This window comes from Hansschlegelia zhihuaiae (assembly GCF_004103825.1).
Classification (GTDB): Bacteria; Pseudomonadota; Alphaproteobacteria; order Rhizobiales; family Methylopilaceae; genus Methylopila; species Methylopila zhihuaiae.
The window spans coordinates 19,802-33,426 of sequence record NZ_RYFI01000029.1 but is presented as its reverse complement, the minus strand read 5'-3'; the positions used below and the strand labels follow the sequence as shown (position 1 = coordinate 33,426).

General features: G+C 63.8%; 15 protein-coding genes and 1 tRNA gene. 11 read left to right on the top strand and 5 right to left on the bottom strand.

What is annotated here, in order from left to right:
• From EK403_RS20770 to EK403_RS20740, 7 genes are all read left to right on the top strand, one after another.
• The coding region (locus EK403_RS20770) for a M41 family metallopeptidase (protein ID WP_487327333.1) at window positions 1-522 on the top strand (522 nt) is incomplete at its 5' end.
• Window positions 519-800, top strand: coding sequence for a DUF6634 family protein (locus EK403_RS20765; RefSeq protein ID WP_128779367.1), 282 nt, complete (start codon window positions 519-521; stop codon window positions 798-800). The genes EK403_RS20770 and EK403_RS20765, both read left to right, overlap by 4 nt.
• A gap of 440 nt (window positions 801-1,240) precedes the next feature.
• Window positions 1,241-1,900 carry a hypothetical protein gene (locus EK403_RS20760; protein WP_128779366.1) on the top strand — a complete coding sequence of 220 codons (660 nt, stop codon included), beginning with the start codon at window positions 1,241-1,243 and terminating at the stop codon, window positions 1,898-1,900.
• 13 nt (window positions 1,901-1,913) lie between these two features.
• Complete coding sequence (locus EK403_RS20755) at window positions 1,914-4,175, top strand: Mu transposase C-terminal domain-containing protein (RefSeq protein WP_164919707.1); 2,262 nt, start codon at window positions 1,914-1,916, stop codon at window positions 4,173-4,175.
• 5 nt (window positions 4,176-4,180) lie between these two features.
• On the top strand, window positions 4,181-5,296 hold the full coding sequence (locus EK403_RS20750; protein ID WP_128779364.1) for an ATP-binding protein: 1,116 nt from the start codon (window positions 4,181-4,183) through the stop codon (window positions 5,294-5,296).
• On the top strand, window positions 5,293-5,835 hold the full coding sequence (locus tag EK403_RS23830; protein ID WP_128779363.1) for a TniQ family protein: 543 nt from the start codon (window positions 5,293-5,295) through the stop codon (window positions 5,833-5,835). The genes EK403_RS20750 and EK403_RS23830 overlap by 4 nt, the downstream gene beginning before the upstream one ends.
• Window positions 5,736-7,124, top strand: a complete 1,389-nt coding sequence (locus EK403_RS20740) for a helix-turn-helix domain-containing protein (RefSeq protein ID WP_164919702.1) — start codon at window positions 5,736-5,738, stop codon at window positions 7,122-7,124. The genes EK403_RS23830 and EK403_RS20740 overlap by 100 nt, the downstream gene beginning before the upstream one ends.
• A gap of 190 nt (window positions 7,125-7,314) precedes the next feature.
• On the opposite strand, the gene EK403_RS22605 is transcribed toward EK403_RS20740, so the two are convergent.
• Both EK403_RS22605 and EK403_RS20735 read right to left on the bottom strand, forming a co-directional pair.
• On the bottom strand, window positions 7,315-7,485 hold the full coding sequence (locus tag EK403_RS22605) for a hypothetical protein (protein WP_164919706.1): 171 nt from the start codon (window positions 7,483-7,485) through the stop codon (window positions 7,315-7,317).
• A 123-nt stretch (window positions 7,486-7,608) separates the two neighbouring features.
• A complete protein-coding gene (locus EK403_RS20735) occupies window positions 7,609-8,424 on the bottom strand; it encodes an ion transporter (RefSeq protein WP_128779361.1) in 816 nt (271 codons plus the stop codon).
• Window positions 8,425-8,655: 231 nt separating this feature from the next.
• Here EK403_RS20735 and EK403_RS20730 point away from each other — a divergent pair.
• Window positions 8,656-8,745, top strand: a tRNA-Ser gene (locus EK403_RS20730).
• 649 nt (window positions 8,746-9,394) lie between these two features.
• Here the strand turns inward: EK403_RS20730 and EK403_RS20725 are convergent.
• Both EK403_RS20725 and EK403_RS20720 read right to left on the bottom strand, forming a co-directional pair.
• A complete protein-coding gene (locus EK403_RS20725; RefSeq protein WP_128779360.1) occupies window positions 9,395-9,892 on the bottom strand; it encodes a pyridoxamine 5'-phosphate oxidase family protein in 498 nt (165 codons plus the stop codon).
• 630 nt (window positions 9,893-10,522) lie between these two features.
• Window positions 10,523-10,723, bottom strand: coding sequence for a SpoIIAA family protein (locus EK403_RS20720; RefSeq protein ID WP_128779359.1), 201 nt, complete (start codon window positions 10,721-10,723; stop codon window positions 10,523-10,525).
• 146 nt (window positions 10,724-10,869) lie between these two features.
• Between EK403_RS20720 and EK403_RS20715 the strand changes: the two genes are divergently transcribed.
• From EK403_RS20715 to EK403_RS20705, 3 genes are all read left to right on the top strand, one after another.
• The gene (locus EK403_RS20715) at window positions 10,870-11,061 is read left to right on the top strand and encodes a hypothetical protein (RefSeq protein WP_128779358.1); all 192 of its coding nucleotides are present in this window, start codon (window positions 10,870-10,872) and stop codon (window positions 11,059-11,061) included.
• A 254-nt stretch (window positions 11,062-11,315) separates the two neighbouring features.
• On the top strand, window positions 11,316-12,401 hold the full coding sequence (locus EK403_RS20710; protein WP_128779357.1) for a F0F1 ATP synthase subunit B: 1,086 nt from the start codon (window positions 11,316-11,318) through the stop codon (window positions 12,399-12,401).
• A 114-nt stretch (window positions 12,402-12,515) separates the two neighbouring features.
• Entirely contained in the window at window positions 12,516-12,719 is a 204-nt protein-coding gene (locus EK403_RS20705; protein WP_128779356.1) for a hypothetical protein, read from the top strand.
• Between the two features lie 352 nt (window positions 12,720-13,071).
• Here the strand turns inward: EK403_RS20705 and EK403_RS20695 are convergent, their stop codons facing one another.
• Window positions 13,072-13,620: a hypothetical protein gene (locus EK403_RS20695; RefSeq protein ID WP_128779355.1), complete on the bottom strand. Its 549-nt coding sequence runs from the start codon at window positions 13,618-13,620 to the stop codon at window positions 13,072-13,074.
• Between the last annotated feature and the right edge of the window lie 5 nt (window positions 13,621-13,625).

Sequence of the window (13,625 nt, the reverse complement as noted above, 5' to 3'; positions counted from 1 at the left end):
GGGGGTCAACATTGGACGCCGATAAGGGGTCAAAGTTCAGCGCCGATTGACAGCGACCGCCTCATCGCCGTCGATGTGGATCGGGGCGTGACCCACCTCAAACCTCTGCCTCGTGTCCTCACGGTAAGCGTCATCGAGCAGGCGCTGACGATTCTGATGGCGGGACGTGCCGCTGACGAGCTGCTGACAGGGATGGCCAACAGCGGAGCCGGCGGCGGAATACCGTCGGATCTTGGGCAGGCAACCGTTCTCTCGGCCGCACGGCGCATGTCATTCGGCCTTGGCGACACGTTGTCGTTTCGCGGCACCGTTCAGGAAGCGCTCGCTTTGCTCGAGACTGACGCGAAGCTGAAGGCGGAGGTCGAGCAGGACCTGCAGGACGCTTACGACGTCACACTTAGCCTTCTCAGTCGCAACGTGATGGCCCTGCGAGCGCTGGCGAGCGAACTGGCGTTACGCCGGTTCATGCGCGCTGAAGAGATGGTCGCGTTTGTCGCTTCGCACCCGGAGGCCCAGTCATGAACTGGAACCGGGAAGCCGACCGCCTTGAGCGGCTCGCGTTCGACCTGCGCCTGATCGGATCGAATGGAGAGCGCCCCACCATCGACCAGATGCTGTCCGCTCCGATCCTTTCGGAATGGCGAAAAGCTCCGTCGCTGATCACAGTCCTCACCGGCGTCGCGAACGGCCATCCCAGGCTGGGATCAGGTCCCGTCACCACCTCCATGGTCTTCGCGCAGGGCGAAGGATGGGTGCGAACGCTAAGCCGGTTTTACCAGCTTCAGGACCCGCAGCGCTGAAGGCGTCCTGCACGAATCGATAAGCCGGTGACGACCACAAGAAATAGCAAGAGTCAAAACAATAGTGACAGTGATTAGATCACTTTAACTTGACTCCACCAAGACGATTCCGTCCCGGATCAATTCAATAGTTCGGATTCGTCGCCTAGTGACTCATCCGACTCAGCAATTCGATGACAGCAGTTTAAGAAACCGGATTCAATGGCCAGAGCACGAGACCCCACTGAAAACACAAAAGACGCGCAGCTTGCCGGCTGCGCGTCTTTGTAGCTGTCCAAGCGGTTCCAAGGCCTCAGAAACCGTAACCGCTTGGCTTTCCACCAACATCGGCTTTTGACCAATGTTTCGCGGGCGGTCTGACCAGCCCGCAAGCAGTTGTCTCACGCCGAATCGCGCAGTGCAAGCGTCCCGTCACGAGTTGACGGGCGAGGAGACACTTTTTGCTCGTACTCCCGCATCCCACCCTGGCGACGCGGTCGATCTCCAGTAGTTCGCCGTACAATTACCGCGGACACATCGTCGATCACGAACGCAACATAGAGCTGACCTTCGAAAGCGGCCTGGAGCGCAATGCGCTCTGGCTGTGGCTCGCATCCACCGCCATCGTCATGATCCAGGAGCAGCCGGCGGCGGTCGAATATTTCGACGACGACGGCGTCCTGCATCACCACACCTTCGACTTCCTCGCCGTCACCCATGCCGGAAGGCGTGCGCTCGTCGACGTCAAGCCGGCCGCGCTCGTCGAGCGCAGCAACATCGTCTTCGTGCAGCAGCTGATCCGCGAGCAGTACGGGACCAGCCTTGCTGACCGGTACCTCATCCGGACCGAGCAGCACATGCACCCCGACGACGTCGCGGACGCCAAGGCGGTCCTGCGCGCCTGCTGGGTGCCAGACCCGGACGCAGACGCCAAGGTCTCGAAGCTGGTTCAGCAGACCAGCGGATGGCTCCTGATCGATGACCTCGTCAACGCGAGCGGGCTGAAGGCCGCGGGTTACAACGCCGTCCTGCGGCTGATCCGGGCCCGGCATCTCAAGACCAGCGCAAATAAACCCATCAGCTACGACGCACATGTGCGTCGCGTTCCTGCATCACATTGAAAGATCCACAGTCATGAACCTGACCCTGAGCCAGACCATCGCCCCCACCACCGCGAAGTACAACTTCAGCCCGCTGTCGCGCATCACGATCAGCGACCCCGAACCGCGTCACTACGTTCAGAAGGCGCGCGACGCAAACATCATCATCCTCACGCAGGTCACGGCCGGCGACACGCCGACCCCGCTCTCGGACGCGCCGACTGAGATCTTCTCGCACGCCGACATCGGCAGCCTGCTGCAGAGCAAGAAGATCGAGATCGAGCCGCACTTCTTCGACTGCGCTCGCAAGCAGCTGATCGCGCAGAACGCGGACATCGATTGCGCCCAGGACATCCCGCCCGAAGAGCTGGAATACCTCGACTTCTACAAGCGCCTCGTCGATGGCGTCGAAAAGCTGCGCGCACAGACTGAAAGCAGCCTCACCGACGATGCGCTCCGCCCCCTCATCTCGCGGGTCTACTGGGAATTGGTCGCCCAGCAGGCGAAGCCGATCGCGACGCCCGAGACGGGTGGCAACGCGAACAAGCTCGCGAAAGGCCAGGGTTCACGCGAAGGCAGAAGCCTGCCCAAGCTTATCTGCCCTTCGACCTACCGCACCTATCGGAAGCGCCTCAACAAGTTCCAAAACGACCTCCTCGCGATCCGCGACGGGCGCAAGACGGCGGCTACTTTGCGTCTCCCCGCAATCGTCGACGCGACGGTCGTGGAGGTCATGAGCCGCTGGGTCCAGGCTTATCTCGACCGCAATGAGCCGACGGTGCCGGCGCTCTACAAACAGATGCTGCACGAATTCGAGGTGCTGAACGCCGATCGCCTTCAGAACGGCAAGGACGAACTCGATGTGCCCTCGATCTCGACCTTTCGCCGTCGCATCAACAAGCTCCGGCCCTACGACGTTGTCCTTGCGCGTGAAGGGGCTGCAGCCGCTCACCGCCAGTTCAAGATCGCGGCCCGTCACGACACAGGTCTGGCGCCCGGTGACCGGGTGCTGATGGACAACTGGCGGACCAATGTCGGCGCCCTGAAGCTGCCGAAGCACTTTTGGGCCGGCATGCCCGACGAATGGCGGAAGAAGATCGCGAAGACTCGGCTCAGCCTGTGCCTGGCGATCGATGAAGCCTCGCGGGTGATCTTGGGCGTGCGCCTCGCGCTCAATCCGACGGCCGATGTTTCGATCAAGACCCTGGAAATGACGGCCCGCGACAAGACTAAGATCGCGCAGGCCGCCGAATGCGCGTCGACCTGGCATCACTGCCTGACCGCACTCTCCGTCCCGACGGACGGCGGCGCCGAGTTCCGCAAGGAGTTTCGCGCCGTTGTGCGCGATTACGGCGCGACTTCTGAAGTCGGCCCGGCCGGTAAACCCGATGTCAGGGCGGTCGTCGAGCGCGCCTTCGGCACGATCGACGGCCAGCTCATGCAGCACTTCACTGGCCGCACGTTCAAAAGCGTCGCCAGCAAGGGCGACTACGACTGGGAAGCCGCGACCAACGTAACGGTCGAAGTGCTCACCCGTTGTCTGGTCCGATACATCGTCGACGTCTATCACAACCAGGAGCATTCCTCACTGGGCCATGAAACGCCGAACGACGCCTGGATCCGCCTCAGCGATCGTTATGGCGTGCTGCCTCCCCCCTCCGACGATCAGATGCGCGCCGTGTTCGGCCATCGCGACGTCCGCGTAATCTCGAATCGAGGCATTCGCCACCTAGGACTGCACTACCGGTCGCGCGAGCTCGCTGTCCTGCGTCAGAGCGTCGGTCAGCAGCCGCTCAACATCCGTGTCGACCTTTCCAACCTCGGGAGCATTTCGGTCCAGGGCCTGAACAAACGCTGGATCACCGTACCGATCGAAATGAAGGACTTCGATGGCGTCAGCGCCCAGGAGTGGATCGCAACCGCGGAGGCGCTGCGTCGCCGATACGCCAACAACGCCAAGATCCGCCGGCCGATTTTGCTCAGAGCTCTCGCGGCGATCCGCAAGGACGGGCTGGCGTCCGCCGAACTCGCCGGCATCGGACCGACTCTGCTCTCGTCGGAGATGGTGAGGGACCACGAGACCAACCTGTTCGCCTCGTTCGACATCGAGGTCGCGACCGAGCGCGGTCGCGCACTGGAAGGCCTGGATGAGGACGAACCCGACGACGCCGCGCCGGACGATCAGGCCCCGGTCGCCCCGGCCGACAGCGCCGACAGCGCCGAGACCGTCGTGAAGCGCTCGTCGCCCACCGGTCGCCGCCGCGGTAGCGGCGCCGACTTCCTCGGCGAGGACTGAGACCGATGAGCGACATCAAGACCGGCGCTGTACAGGCGCCGGTCAACCTCGTGGACCGGATCAAGGCGAACCGGTCTGACATCCGCACGTCAGTAAGCGACAGCGTAGCCGCCGTTCAGCAGGTCTACGTGCCGACGCAGAACGACAAGCTGCTGACTGTCGAATTCGACCGTCTGTTCGACTCGATCGTGCGCGAAATCGAGTGGCAGGCCGAAGGAAAAAACTCGGCTTCGGCGCTGCGCGGAGGCCGGGTCTTGATCGTGACGGGCGACGCGGGAGTGGGCAAGACTCGTGCGCTGTCCCGACAGTACCAGACCCGGCCCGAGCTTGTCGGCTTCGGGGAGATCGGATCGGGCTGCCCCCTACTGTCCGTCGTGGCGCCCTCGCCATTTACCCTCGGCGTTTTGGGCAACGAGATCGTTCGCAAGCTCGGCTACCACTCCAGGCGAGAGATCAAGCAGTCCGAGGTGTGGCCGATGGTCAAGGCCATGTTCCGCGAGCACCAGGTCCGCATCCTGCACATCGATGAGGCGCAGCACGGCGATCACGTCAATTGGTCGACTGCGACGCAGATCGAGAACACTCTGAAAGGCCTCCTTCAGGATCCCGAATGGACGATCTGGCTCATCCTGTCGGGCCTCCCCGAGGTGGCCCGATTCTGCCAGGGCGATCGGTCGATTTCGAGACGGACTTCGCAGGTGCGCTTCAACCGCGTTACCCGCGACCACGTTCCGGCCATGCGAAAAGTCGTGCGCGACCTGATGAAAGCGTGCCCGACCGTCGAGTTCGAGCAGATGCTGACGGATGAGTTCATGCTTCGCCTCATCCATGCGGCCGACGGCAGGTTCGGGGTTCTGGTGGAGTTCGTTCAGGACGCGCTGGAAGCCTGCCTGGCAGCCGGCGATCGCGTCCTGAACGGCGATCACTTCGCAGACGCCTACGCATCGCGGACCGGCGACGAACGGGAGGAGATGAACGTCTTTATCGCCCAGGACTACGATACGATCGATGTCGCTGGTGCGCTCTGGGAAGCCCCTGTCGTCGACGAGGTCGCTCTTTCGCGCGCCCAGCTCCGTCGGCGGACGGTGGCCGCGGCCAAGGCGGCGGGGAGGCGTTCATGAAGCGATTGCCTCTCACCGTACCCCTCGGTCACCGGGAAGCGCCGTCCGACTTTTTGTCACGATTGGCCGTCCGTAACTGCATCCGCGACATGAGAACGCTGGCTCACGACCTTCACCTCGATGTCCAGGCAGTGATCTGCGGCGAAAGCGCTGCGCTGGCCAGGCTGGCGGAAGCCGGCGCAGCCGATCAGGCCGCGCTTGAACGCGAAGCCTTCGCCGGCAGCCCGCGCGGAATCTCCATTTTTCACCGCGCCCATAAGTTCAGCCGTACCATCCAGCTCACTCGAAATCAGGTTCGGATCTGCCCTGCGTGCTTTCGCGAGGACCTCGACGCGCAATCCTTTCAGGCCGAGGCCCGACCTTACCGTCGCGCACACTGGATCATCTCGCAGATCAAGACCTGTGAGCGTCACCACCTCGCACTCGCGCCGCTGGGCGGATGGCCGCCGCCTGCGAGTCGCTCGATACGAGCCTTATCATTGCGCGCTCCTTACGCATGCTGCCGCAGCTCGAGGCCCAGGCCGTCGAACGCCCGGTGACGTCGTTCGAGCGCTACGTGCTCGAACGACTGGACCAGCCACCGGGCGACGCATGGATCGACGGCCTGCCACTGCATGTCGTGATGCAGTCGGCAGCGCTCTTGGGGGCGTCGATGACGCGCGGTCATCTCGCTCGGCTGTCCGACCTTTCGGACGACGAGCGCCGGGAGAGCGACAACATCGGCTTCGAAGCGGTGTCGCTGGGCGAGGCTGGTGTTCGCGCGGCGCTCGACGCGATGAATACCGCGAAGACCGGCGGTAACGCCAAGGGACCAACGGCGATGTACGGCCAGATCTACTATTGGCTCGCAAACGCCAATGCCGAGGCGGACTTCGACCCGATCCGGAAGATCGTCACGGATCACATCGTGGACACCATGCCGGTTGGGCCTGGCGACAGACTGTTTGGAAAGGAAGTGTCGACTCGGAAAGTTCATTCGGTCTGGAGTGCTAGCCGCCAGTATAAGATGGATCGCGATCGGCTGCGGCTTATGCTGATCGAAATGGGATGGGTGCCAGCAAGATCAAATCTGCCGTTCAATTGGCAAACCTTCGACGCGGTCAAATCAGAGCAGTTTCTAAAGGACGCGAAGTCCAGTCTGAACTACCTACAGGCTCTGAAGTACCTGAATGCACCGAAGGCGCACGAACCGATCTTGGTCGCATCGGGCCTTCTGAAGCCGTGGATCGCCGCTGGCTCGAGCGGCTTGAAGGACCACGCCTTTCTACCGCGCGACCTCGACGCATTTTTGCTTCAGCTGACGCGGGCCGCGGATGAGCGCTACAGCGATGATCCATCCCTGATGAATATCAGCGCGGCCCAGAAAAGAGTGTTCTGCGGTGCTGAGGCGATCGTCCGATTGATCCTGGAAGGCAAACTTCAACGGGTCGGAAAGCGGATTGGCGTCGAAGGTTACAACTCCGTACTCGTCGATCCGCGCGAGGTTGAGGCGCTGGTGCTGACGAGAGACCGAGACCTTCTATCGGTCAAGGAAGCGGCGGCGATGATGCGAGCGCCCGTTAATTCGGTGCACGCGCTGATCGAACAAAAGATCCTGCCGGCTGTCGACGGCCGGCATCCCAAAACGAACCGTCCGATGAAGATCGTTTCACGGTCGGCGATCGAGCAGTTTTTGTCCTCGTACATTCCACTCGCCGAGGCGGCGAAACTGGCAGACGTCAGTTGGGGCACGTTTCGGAAACGCCAAAACAGTCGTGGAGTGGCGGCGGCTTTTGAAAGGCCGGGCGGGTTCTACCGTCGGGAGGATCTGAAGGATCAGATCCCATAGCTTCACCCGCATTCGAACTTGTCGCCATGAAAGCGGCCCCGAACCCCGGGGCCGCTTTTCTTTTGAGATCGCGACGCTTCCGCACCGGCAAAAAGGCCGATCGCGGCCCTGAGCAAGGGTGACTTGCTCACATTGAGGTCGTTGATTCTCTTGGGCTTATACGGTTAGGTGAGCAATATACGGTGGAGTTTCAAGCCCTACGGAAATTTAACGCGCCGCGGTTCGCCTCCGCATGGATGAGATACGCCGCCGAACGTAGATCGACCCAAAGGGGGACGTAGCCCTTCGTATCGAGCAAAGAGATGTTGACCAGCGACACTTCGGCCGCCGACTCCCACACCATCACGAGCAGATGGAGCATGCTGCCCCGCCGCCGCCGCGAGCGGCGCGCGGTCATCATCGTGTATGCGCTGTCGGCCGCGATCGTCTCCATGTTCTACGGCGGACTGCTGCTCGACATGTGAGCCGTCGCTCCCGCGGCCCGTCAAAGCCGGGCGGGACCTGTCCCGCCCGCGGCCGGGGTCGCCCCCCTCAGCTCCTGAACCTCCGCGCGCAGCCGCTTCAGTTCCTGCATCAGGTCGTCCAGCGAGACCGGCGGCCTGCCGGTCTTCTCGCTCATCTCGAGGTCGTGCTCTGCCTGCATGGCGTTCACCACCACGCCGATGAACAGATTGAAGACCGTGAAGGACGACACGAGGATGAAGGTGATGAAGAACACCCAGGCGTAAGGGTGGGTCTCCATCGCGGGCTTGACGATCTCGCCCGACCAGCCGTCGAGCGTCACCAGCTGGAACAGCGTGTAGAGCGAGATGCCGAGCGTGCCGAACTTGTCCGGCATATCGACCCCGTAGAGATGCGTCGCCATCACGGCGAAGACATAGAGCACGAGCAGCAGCAGCAGCACGATCGAGCCCATGCCGGGCAGCGCGCCCACGAGCGCGCCCACGACCCGCTTCAGCGACGGCGCCAGCGTGATCAGCCGGAACACGCGCAGCACCCTGAGCGCGCGCAGGACCTGCAGCGGCCCGGTCGCCGGCAGCAGCGAGATCGCCACGATCGTGAAGTCGAACACCGACCAGGGGTCGCGGAAGAAGGCGAGGCGCCTGACGGCGAGCCGCGCCGCGATCTCCACGACGAACACCGCAAGGATGAACTGGTCCAGCAGGTGCAGCGGGCCGCCCCAGCGCGCCATCACGCTCGGGCTGGTCTCGAGGCCGAGCGTGACGGCGTTGACGACGACGAGCGCGAGGACGGCGCGCTCGGTGACGGGATGGGCGACGAGACGGGCGAGGACGGACATTGACGGCTCTTCGGAAGGTGAGACGAGGCGCGGCGACGGATCGATCGCGCGGAGGGTCGCGTGTCCCTGCGTCCTCTCGGGAATGCCGCGCCCTCCGTCAAGCCACGACCGCGAGACCGCCGCCGCTCCGCGTGAGCCTTTCGATCGCCGCCCTGCCCGCTCGTCCCGCCGCTTGTGCGCGGCCGGGCTCCCGGTGTATGGAGCGACCCGTCGACGGCTCGCCAGTTTCGCGGAGAGGTGCCAGAGTGGTCGATTGGGACGGTCTCGAAAACCGTTGTGCGGGCAACCGTACCGTGGGTTCGAATCCCACCCTCTCCGCCAGAGACCTCTCACAAGTTATTGCTTTCGCTGGCTTTTGCCTTGATAGCGCCGTCGCGCCCCACGCTGCACCCCACATTCAGTTTGGCTCTGGCTGGACCTGTCTGGCCTCTGCTGGACCCCTACGCCCTAGGCGGGGGCCCGTCGCAAAAAGCCGCTTTGCCCGTCAAAGAGGCGTTTTAGGCCGCTTTCAAGCACTTTGGCGGCCGCCTGCAGAGGGTGTAGCTGGGCTTTGCGCGTCCTTCCCGACAGGACTGCGCCCGTGGGGAGCGCACGGGCTGACCACGGAACTTTGTCGCTAATTATCTGATATCGTTGATATTTTCGCGCGCCATGCTATTGTGGGGGCGTGGGCGGCGCTGCGCCGCCCTGCATCCCCCAGTCCGTTCAGAGATCCCACCATGCGTGGACAGCCCGCCAAGATCCTTGGCGGCAAGGAGGTGCGCTGCGCCCTGGCGCTCGCCCGCCGAAGCCGCACGCCGAACCGCAACGCCGTCATCATTTTGCTGACCCTCCAAGCGGGACTGAGGGCCTGCGAGGTCGCCCGGTTGACCTGGGCCATGGTCAGGCGTTGGGCATGTGCTCGAGCTGCCGGCCCGGGCGGCGAAGAAGGGCGGCGGCAGGCGCATTCCCCTGCACCCCGAAGCGCGGATCATGAGCGCCCTCCCATCGCGACTTTGCGGTTGTCGCCCATATCGGGCCGTTCGCTCGACATGCGCGCCTTGACGATCTCGAACGCCACCGTGATCGGGTTGGTCTTGCCGTCCCAGTACTCAGCGGATTGTGGGCGCACGACGAGCAGGCGCACGTTTGGATCGTCGGCGCCCTCCGGAAACCAGACCTTCGCCATTTCGTTGAAACGGTCTTTGATCGCTGCCCGGTCGTTAAGGACTTCGGCGACGCCGGAGATCGAAACGTAGTTCTGGGAGCCTGGCTTGGCGAAGGCGAGGCAAACATCCGGGTCGGCCGCGATCTCGTCGTCCTTGTGGTGTCTGGCGTCGGTCAGAAACGTGATCACATCGGTTTCGCGATCGACCTTGGCGTGCATCGGGCGCGCGCGAAGCGCGGCGCCGGCCTTCGAGACCAGCATGCAAACGCCGATGTTCTCGGCGAGGTCGTAGACGCGCGTTGTGTCTTCGTGTGCTGCCATTTTGTCTCTCCTTGTTGAGGCAGATGGTCGAGTGCGAAACAGGCGGACGCTGTCGAAGTTCCTCGACAGTCCGGAACCAATCACCCCCTTCGCGCGTCTAGCCTCCGAAGCGGACACCCCCGATCCGCTTCGCATAAAGAAGGCCCGACGCGATCCCCCGACGCGCCGGGCTTTTCCGTGACTGCTCTGTTAGCCTATGGTTGGAGCTAAGCGGGGTATGCTCCAGCGGGCTCGCTGGCGTCCTCCAACCGTTGGTGAGCCCGCACCGTCTTTTCGGCCCGCGGCCAAGTCCGCTAGGCACGGTCATAATCGACCGACGACAAGATGCTGCGGAACTGGTGGCATCACCTCGCCATTTGCTTCGCTTCCTCGACCGCCTTCATGCAGTTGGCCTCGTCGCGCTTCTGATCGTGCGCCTGCGCCTCGAGGATCTTGGCGGACGCGCTGGCCTGTCCGCCGCCTTCGCTGGGAGACGTCCCAGACGCCGCCGTGGCGGTCTGGTTGCCGGGCCAGACGGCGGCGTCCGACCCGCCGCCTTGCCCTGGAGAGCTTTGATCTCGTCGGAGCACTTCGCGACGACGGGCGAGCTCGCGAACGCCGTGAGGGCGGCGAGCGCGACGGCGATGCGGATCATGGCTTTTCCTCGCGGCCCGCGTTGACCCAATCCAAAGCCGCTGCTTCGTCGGGAAGATCGAAGGTCATCGTTTCGACCCGCGTCAGCTTGCCTGAAAGCTCGATCATCGTGCTCGCCCAGCCCGGCGCGCCGACGACCGCAAGCGCGATGCCCAGCGTTCCGAACATCAGGGCCGGCACCATCTCGTTGCCGGTCATGAAGCCCTCCCCGCCCCCGATGATCGGTCGAGGGCAACGCACCGTGATACCTTCCGATCCGCGGACCGCGGCTCGAGCGAGGTAGACTTTCGGCCCGGAACGATGTCGCGGCTCGCGGGTTGCGCCCTCGAGGGTGGAGGGTCGCCATGTCTGATGAACCAGAAATCATCGAGAAGGACGGGAGTTGGTCGTACCGGTTCGGCGGCATGACGTTCGGCAGCTACCCGAGCCGCGAAGCCGCGTTGATCGCGTCAGCCAAGCATCAGGGCGAGCATCCGGAGCCCGTCGAGGGCCAAGACGATAGCCCCAGAGATCAGGACAATCCGACGCCAAGCTGAGGCGCATCAACGGCGGCTGCCGGAGAGCATTCCGCGACGGCGGCCTGAACTCGAAGCCTTGGGCGCCCAGAAGCTCTGGTCCCCGAGCCTTCGACGGCCGATGAGCCAGAACGGACGAATGCGACCACCCTAACTCGCGCAGAGTTTTGTGTGGCGAACCCCTAGGAGAGGGACAAGACCATGAACTCGATCATCTATCTGGTCGGCTTAATCGTCATCATTCTGTTCATCCTGTCGGCCTTGGGACTACGCTGATGACCGACAGCACAGCATCCATCGCCGACCGCTCCGGTTACGTGGACTGGGGCGCGATCTTCGCCGGAGCCGTTGTGGCGGCCGGGGCGTCGTTGGTCTTGTCGACCTTCGCAAGCGCGCTTGGCCTGGGATCGGTGTCCGTTGGAAAGGACGGAGGCGTCAGCACTCTGGGGCTGATCCTCACCGGCCTCTTCGTCGCGGTCTCGGTCGTCGCGGTCTACATGCTCGGCGGCTACGTGGCCGGGCGCATGCGCCGTCGTTTCGGTGACGCGGTCGCTGACGAGGTCACGGCCAGAGACGGCCTGCATGGTCTGGTCGTCTGGGGGTTGGGCATGCTTGTCGCCGGAAGCTTCGCCGCGTCCGCGATCGGCGGAGTCACGCGAACCGTCGGAAGCGCGGCCGAGACGACCATTCAGGCGGCGGGCTCGGCGGCTGGAGGCCTGGCCCAAGGGGCAGGCCAACTGGTCGGCGGCGCCGTCAGCGGAACCGGCCAGGCGCTCGGGGGAGCCGCTCAGGGCGCTGGAGGGGCAGCAGCGCCAGCTTTGCAAGACTTGCTTCCTGAGGGAATGCGGTCGAACCCGGTCGACTACGTGATCGACCAGATGGTTCGGCCGGCCGAAGGAGGCCAGGGCTCCGCGCAACCCCAGGATCCGGCGGCAGCTCAGCGGCAGGTCGGCGAGATTCTCATGAACCTCGTTCGCACCGGAAATATCCCGGACAACGACCGTGCCTTCCTTCGCAACCTAGTGGCGTCTCGCACCGGGCTCAATCCGGAGCAGGTCGACGCTCGGGTGAATGAAGCCGTGTCCCGGGCTCAGGAGTTGAGAGCCGAGGCCCAGAAGCGCATCGACGATGCGAAGGCCGAGGGCGAACGGCTCAAGGCGGAGGCGCAAAAGCGCATCGCAGACGCCAAGGCTCAGGCAGAGGATGCTGCGGAGACCGCAAGGATCGCCGGCATCCTCACCGCGTTCCTGCTGGCCGCATCGGCTCTTGTGGCCGCCGCAGCCGCCACGATCGGCGCGGTCTGGGGCGGCCGGCACCGCGATGAAGGCCGCATCTGGAAAGGCCTAGCGTATAACAAATAGGACCGATGGAGGCTGATCCGCTTCTCGGTTGGCCGTCGCGGCCCGCGCCGCGGCGGCCAACCACGCGCTGGCCAATATGATTGCAAGCTCCATAACCGAGCTAAGGCGAGCGATATGGCGAAGACCGATGCAGATTTCGAAGGCGAGTTGGATGCTCTTAACCCCGGCACACGGGAGACGCTGATAGTTGCGGCGCACAAGGAAGAGGCTATTTGGAATGATACGATGGCGGCCCACAGCCTTGACGTGGGCTCGGCGTCAGAACTGAGAGACTATATCCTCAGAACATACGATTCTGCTGGCGCTCGGCTTACGTAATCAGAGTGTGGCGCGCGAAAAACTCGGCGCCGATCGTTCCGAGGTCAGCTCCCAGCCGGTCGCCTTAGCGCCGTTCTCGCAGAACTCGAAGACATGCAGGTCGCGCGGCTTCGCTGACGGGCAGCTCACGCAGGCGAAACCGCCTGGCTTGTTTGCTTCGCGAGGGCCGCCGCGGACTTCAGCGGCGCTCGATCGCGGACGAGCGCCCGGCCGACAGACCCGGCAGATCCCCAACCGCCGGCAGGGCCGTCATAAACGTTGAACTTTTCATGCTTTGTCATGTGGCTGTTCTGACTGACTCGCGCGATGCTCCTTTATCGAACGGGCCAAAACATCGGTCGTTCCGGAAGCTCTAGCCGCCGATACCGGAGAATGCGGAGCGTTGACGCGTCGAGGCATCGAACCGGCCTTCGTGCTCGATGCTCTTAAGGATTGCCGAAAGGCGCGCCTCGACATGGGCCTTCACCTGCCCCGTAGGCATGCGGTTCAGCACCGCAAGCTGCAGCGCCCTCATCGACGACGCGCGATGGCGCCGATCGATCGCTTGTGCGTCCAGCTGGCCCACGACGCTGTCGCACCGCTTCAGAGCGTCGGGCGTCGGCTGGCCCGCGAGTTCGCGAAGCTCGGCCACCGCCCTGCCGAGCGCCCCAAACGAAAGACCCTCAGTGTCGATGTCAGGCATCGTTTCCGCTTCCTCGGATGCGCGAACCACAAAGGGCCCGGAGAACCGCGAGGTGGACAGGCGTCCGCACGCGTCAACGACGACGGAGGCTGAACCGCCGCTGCGCCGCGACGAGATCGCGCGAAAACACGAGGGGCCGTTATACGCGTATAATCCGGCGCCTCCCCTTCGGCGGATATCCGTTCCGGTCGACGCCTGATCGGCGCTCGCTTCGATCACCCGCC

Coding starts and splice junctions, on each gene's coding strand:
- EK403_RS20755 (WP_164919707.1), top strand. CDS start 1,914: ATGAACCTGACCCTGAGCCAGACCATCGCCCCCACCACCGCGAAGTAC.
- EK403_RS20735 (WP_128779361.1), bottom strand. CDS start 8,424: ATGTCCGTCCTCGCCCGTCTCGTCGCCCATCCCGTCACCGAGCGCGCC.
- EK403_RS20740 (WP_164919702.1), top strand. CDS start 5,736: ATGGCCGCCGCCTGCGAGTCGCTCGATACGAGCCTTATCATTGCGCGC.
- EK403_RS23830 (WP_128779363.1), top strand. CDS start 5,293: ATGAAGCGATTGCCTCTCACCGTACCCCTCGGTCACCGGGAAGCGCCG.
- EK403_RS20750 (WP_128779364.1), top strand. CDS start 4,181: ATGAGCGACATCAAGACCGGCGCTGTACAGGCGCCGGTCAACCTCGTG.
- EK403_RS20765 (WP_128779367.1), top strand. CDS start 519: ATGAACTGGAACCGGGAAGCCGACCGCCTTGAGCGGCTCGCGTTCGAC.
- EK403_RS22605 (WP_164919706.1), bottom strand. CDS start 7,485: ATGCTCCATCTGCTCGTGATGGTGTGGGAGTCGGCGGCCGAAGTGTCG.
- EK403_RS20715 (WP_128779358.1), top strand. CDS start 10,870: ATGTCTGATGAACCAGAAATCATCGAGAAGGACGGGAGTTGGTCGTAC.
- EK403_RS20710 (WP_128779357.1), top strand. CDS start 11,316: ATGACCGACAGCACAGCATCCATCGCCGACCGCTCCGGTTACGTGGAC.
- EK403_RS20720 (WP_128779359.1), bottom strand. CDS start 10,723: ATGACCGGCAACGAGATGGTGCCGGCCCTGATGTTCGGAACGCTGGGC.
- EK403_RS20725 (WP_128779360.1), bottom strand. CDS start 9,892: ATGGCAGCACACGAAGACACAACGCGCGTCTACGACCTCGCCGAGAAC.
- EK403_RS20705 (WP_128779356.1), top strand. CDS start 12,516: ATGGCGAAGACCGATGCAGATTTCGAAGGCGAGTTGGATGCTCTTAAC.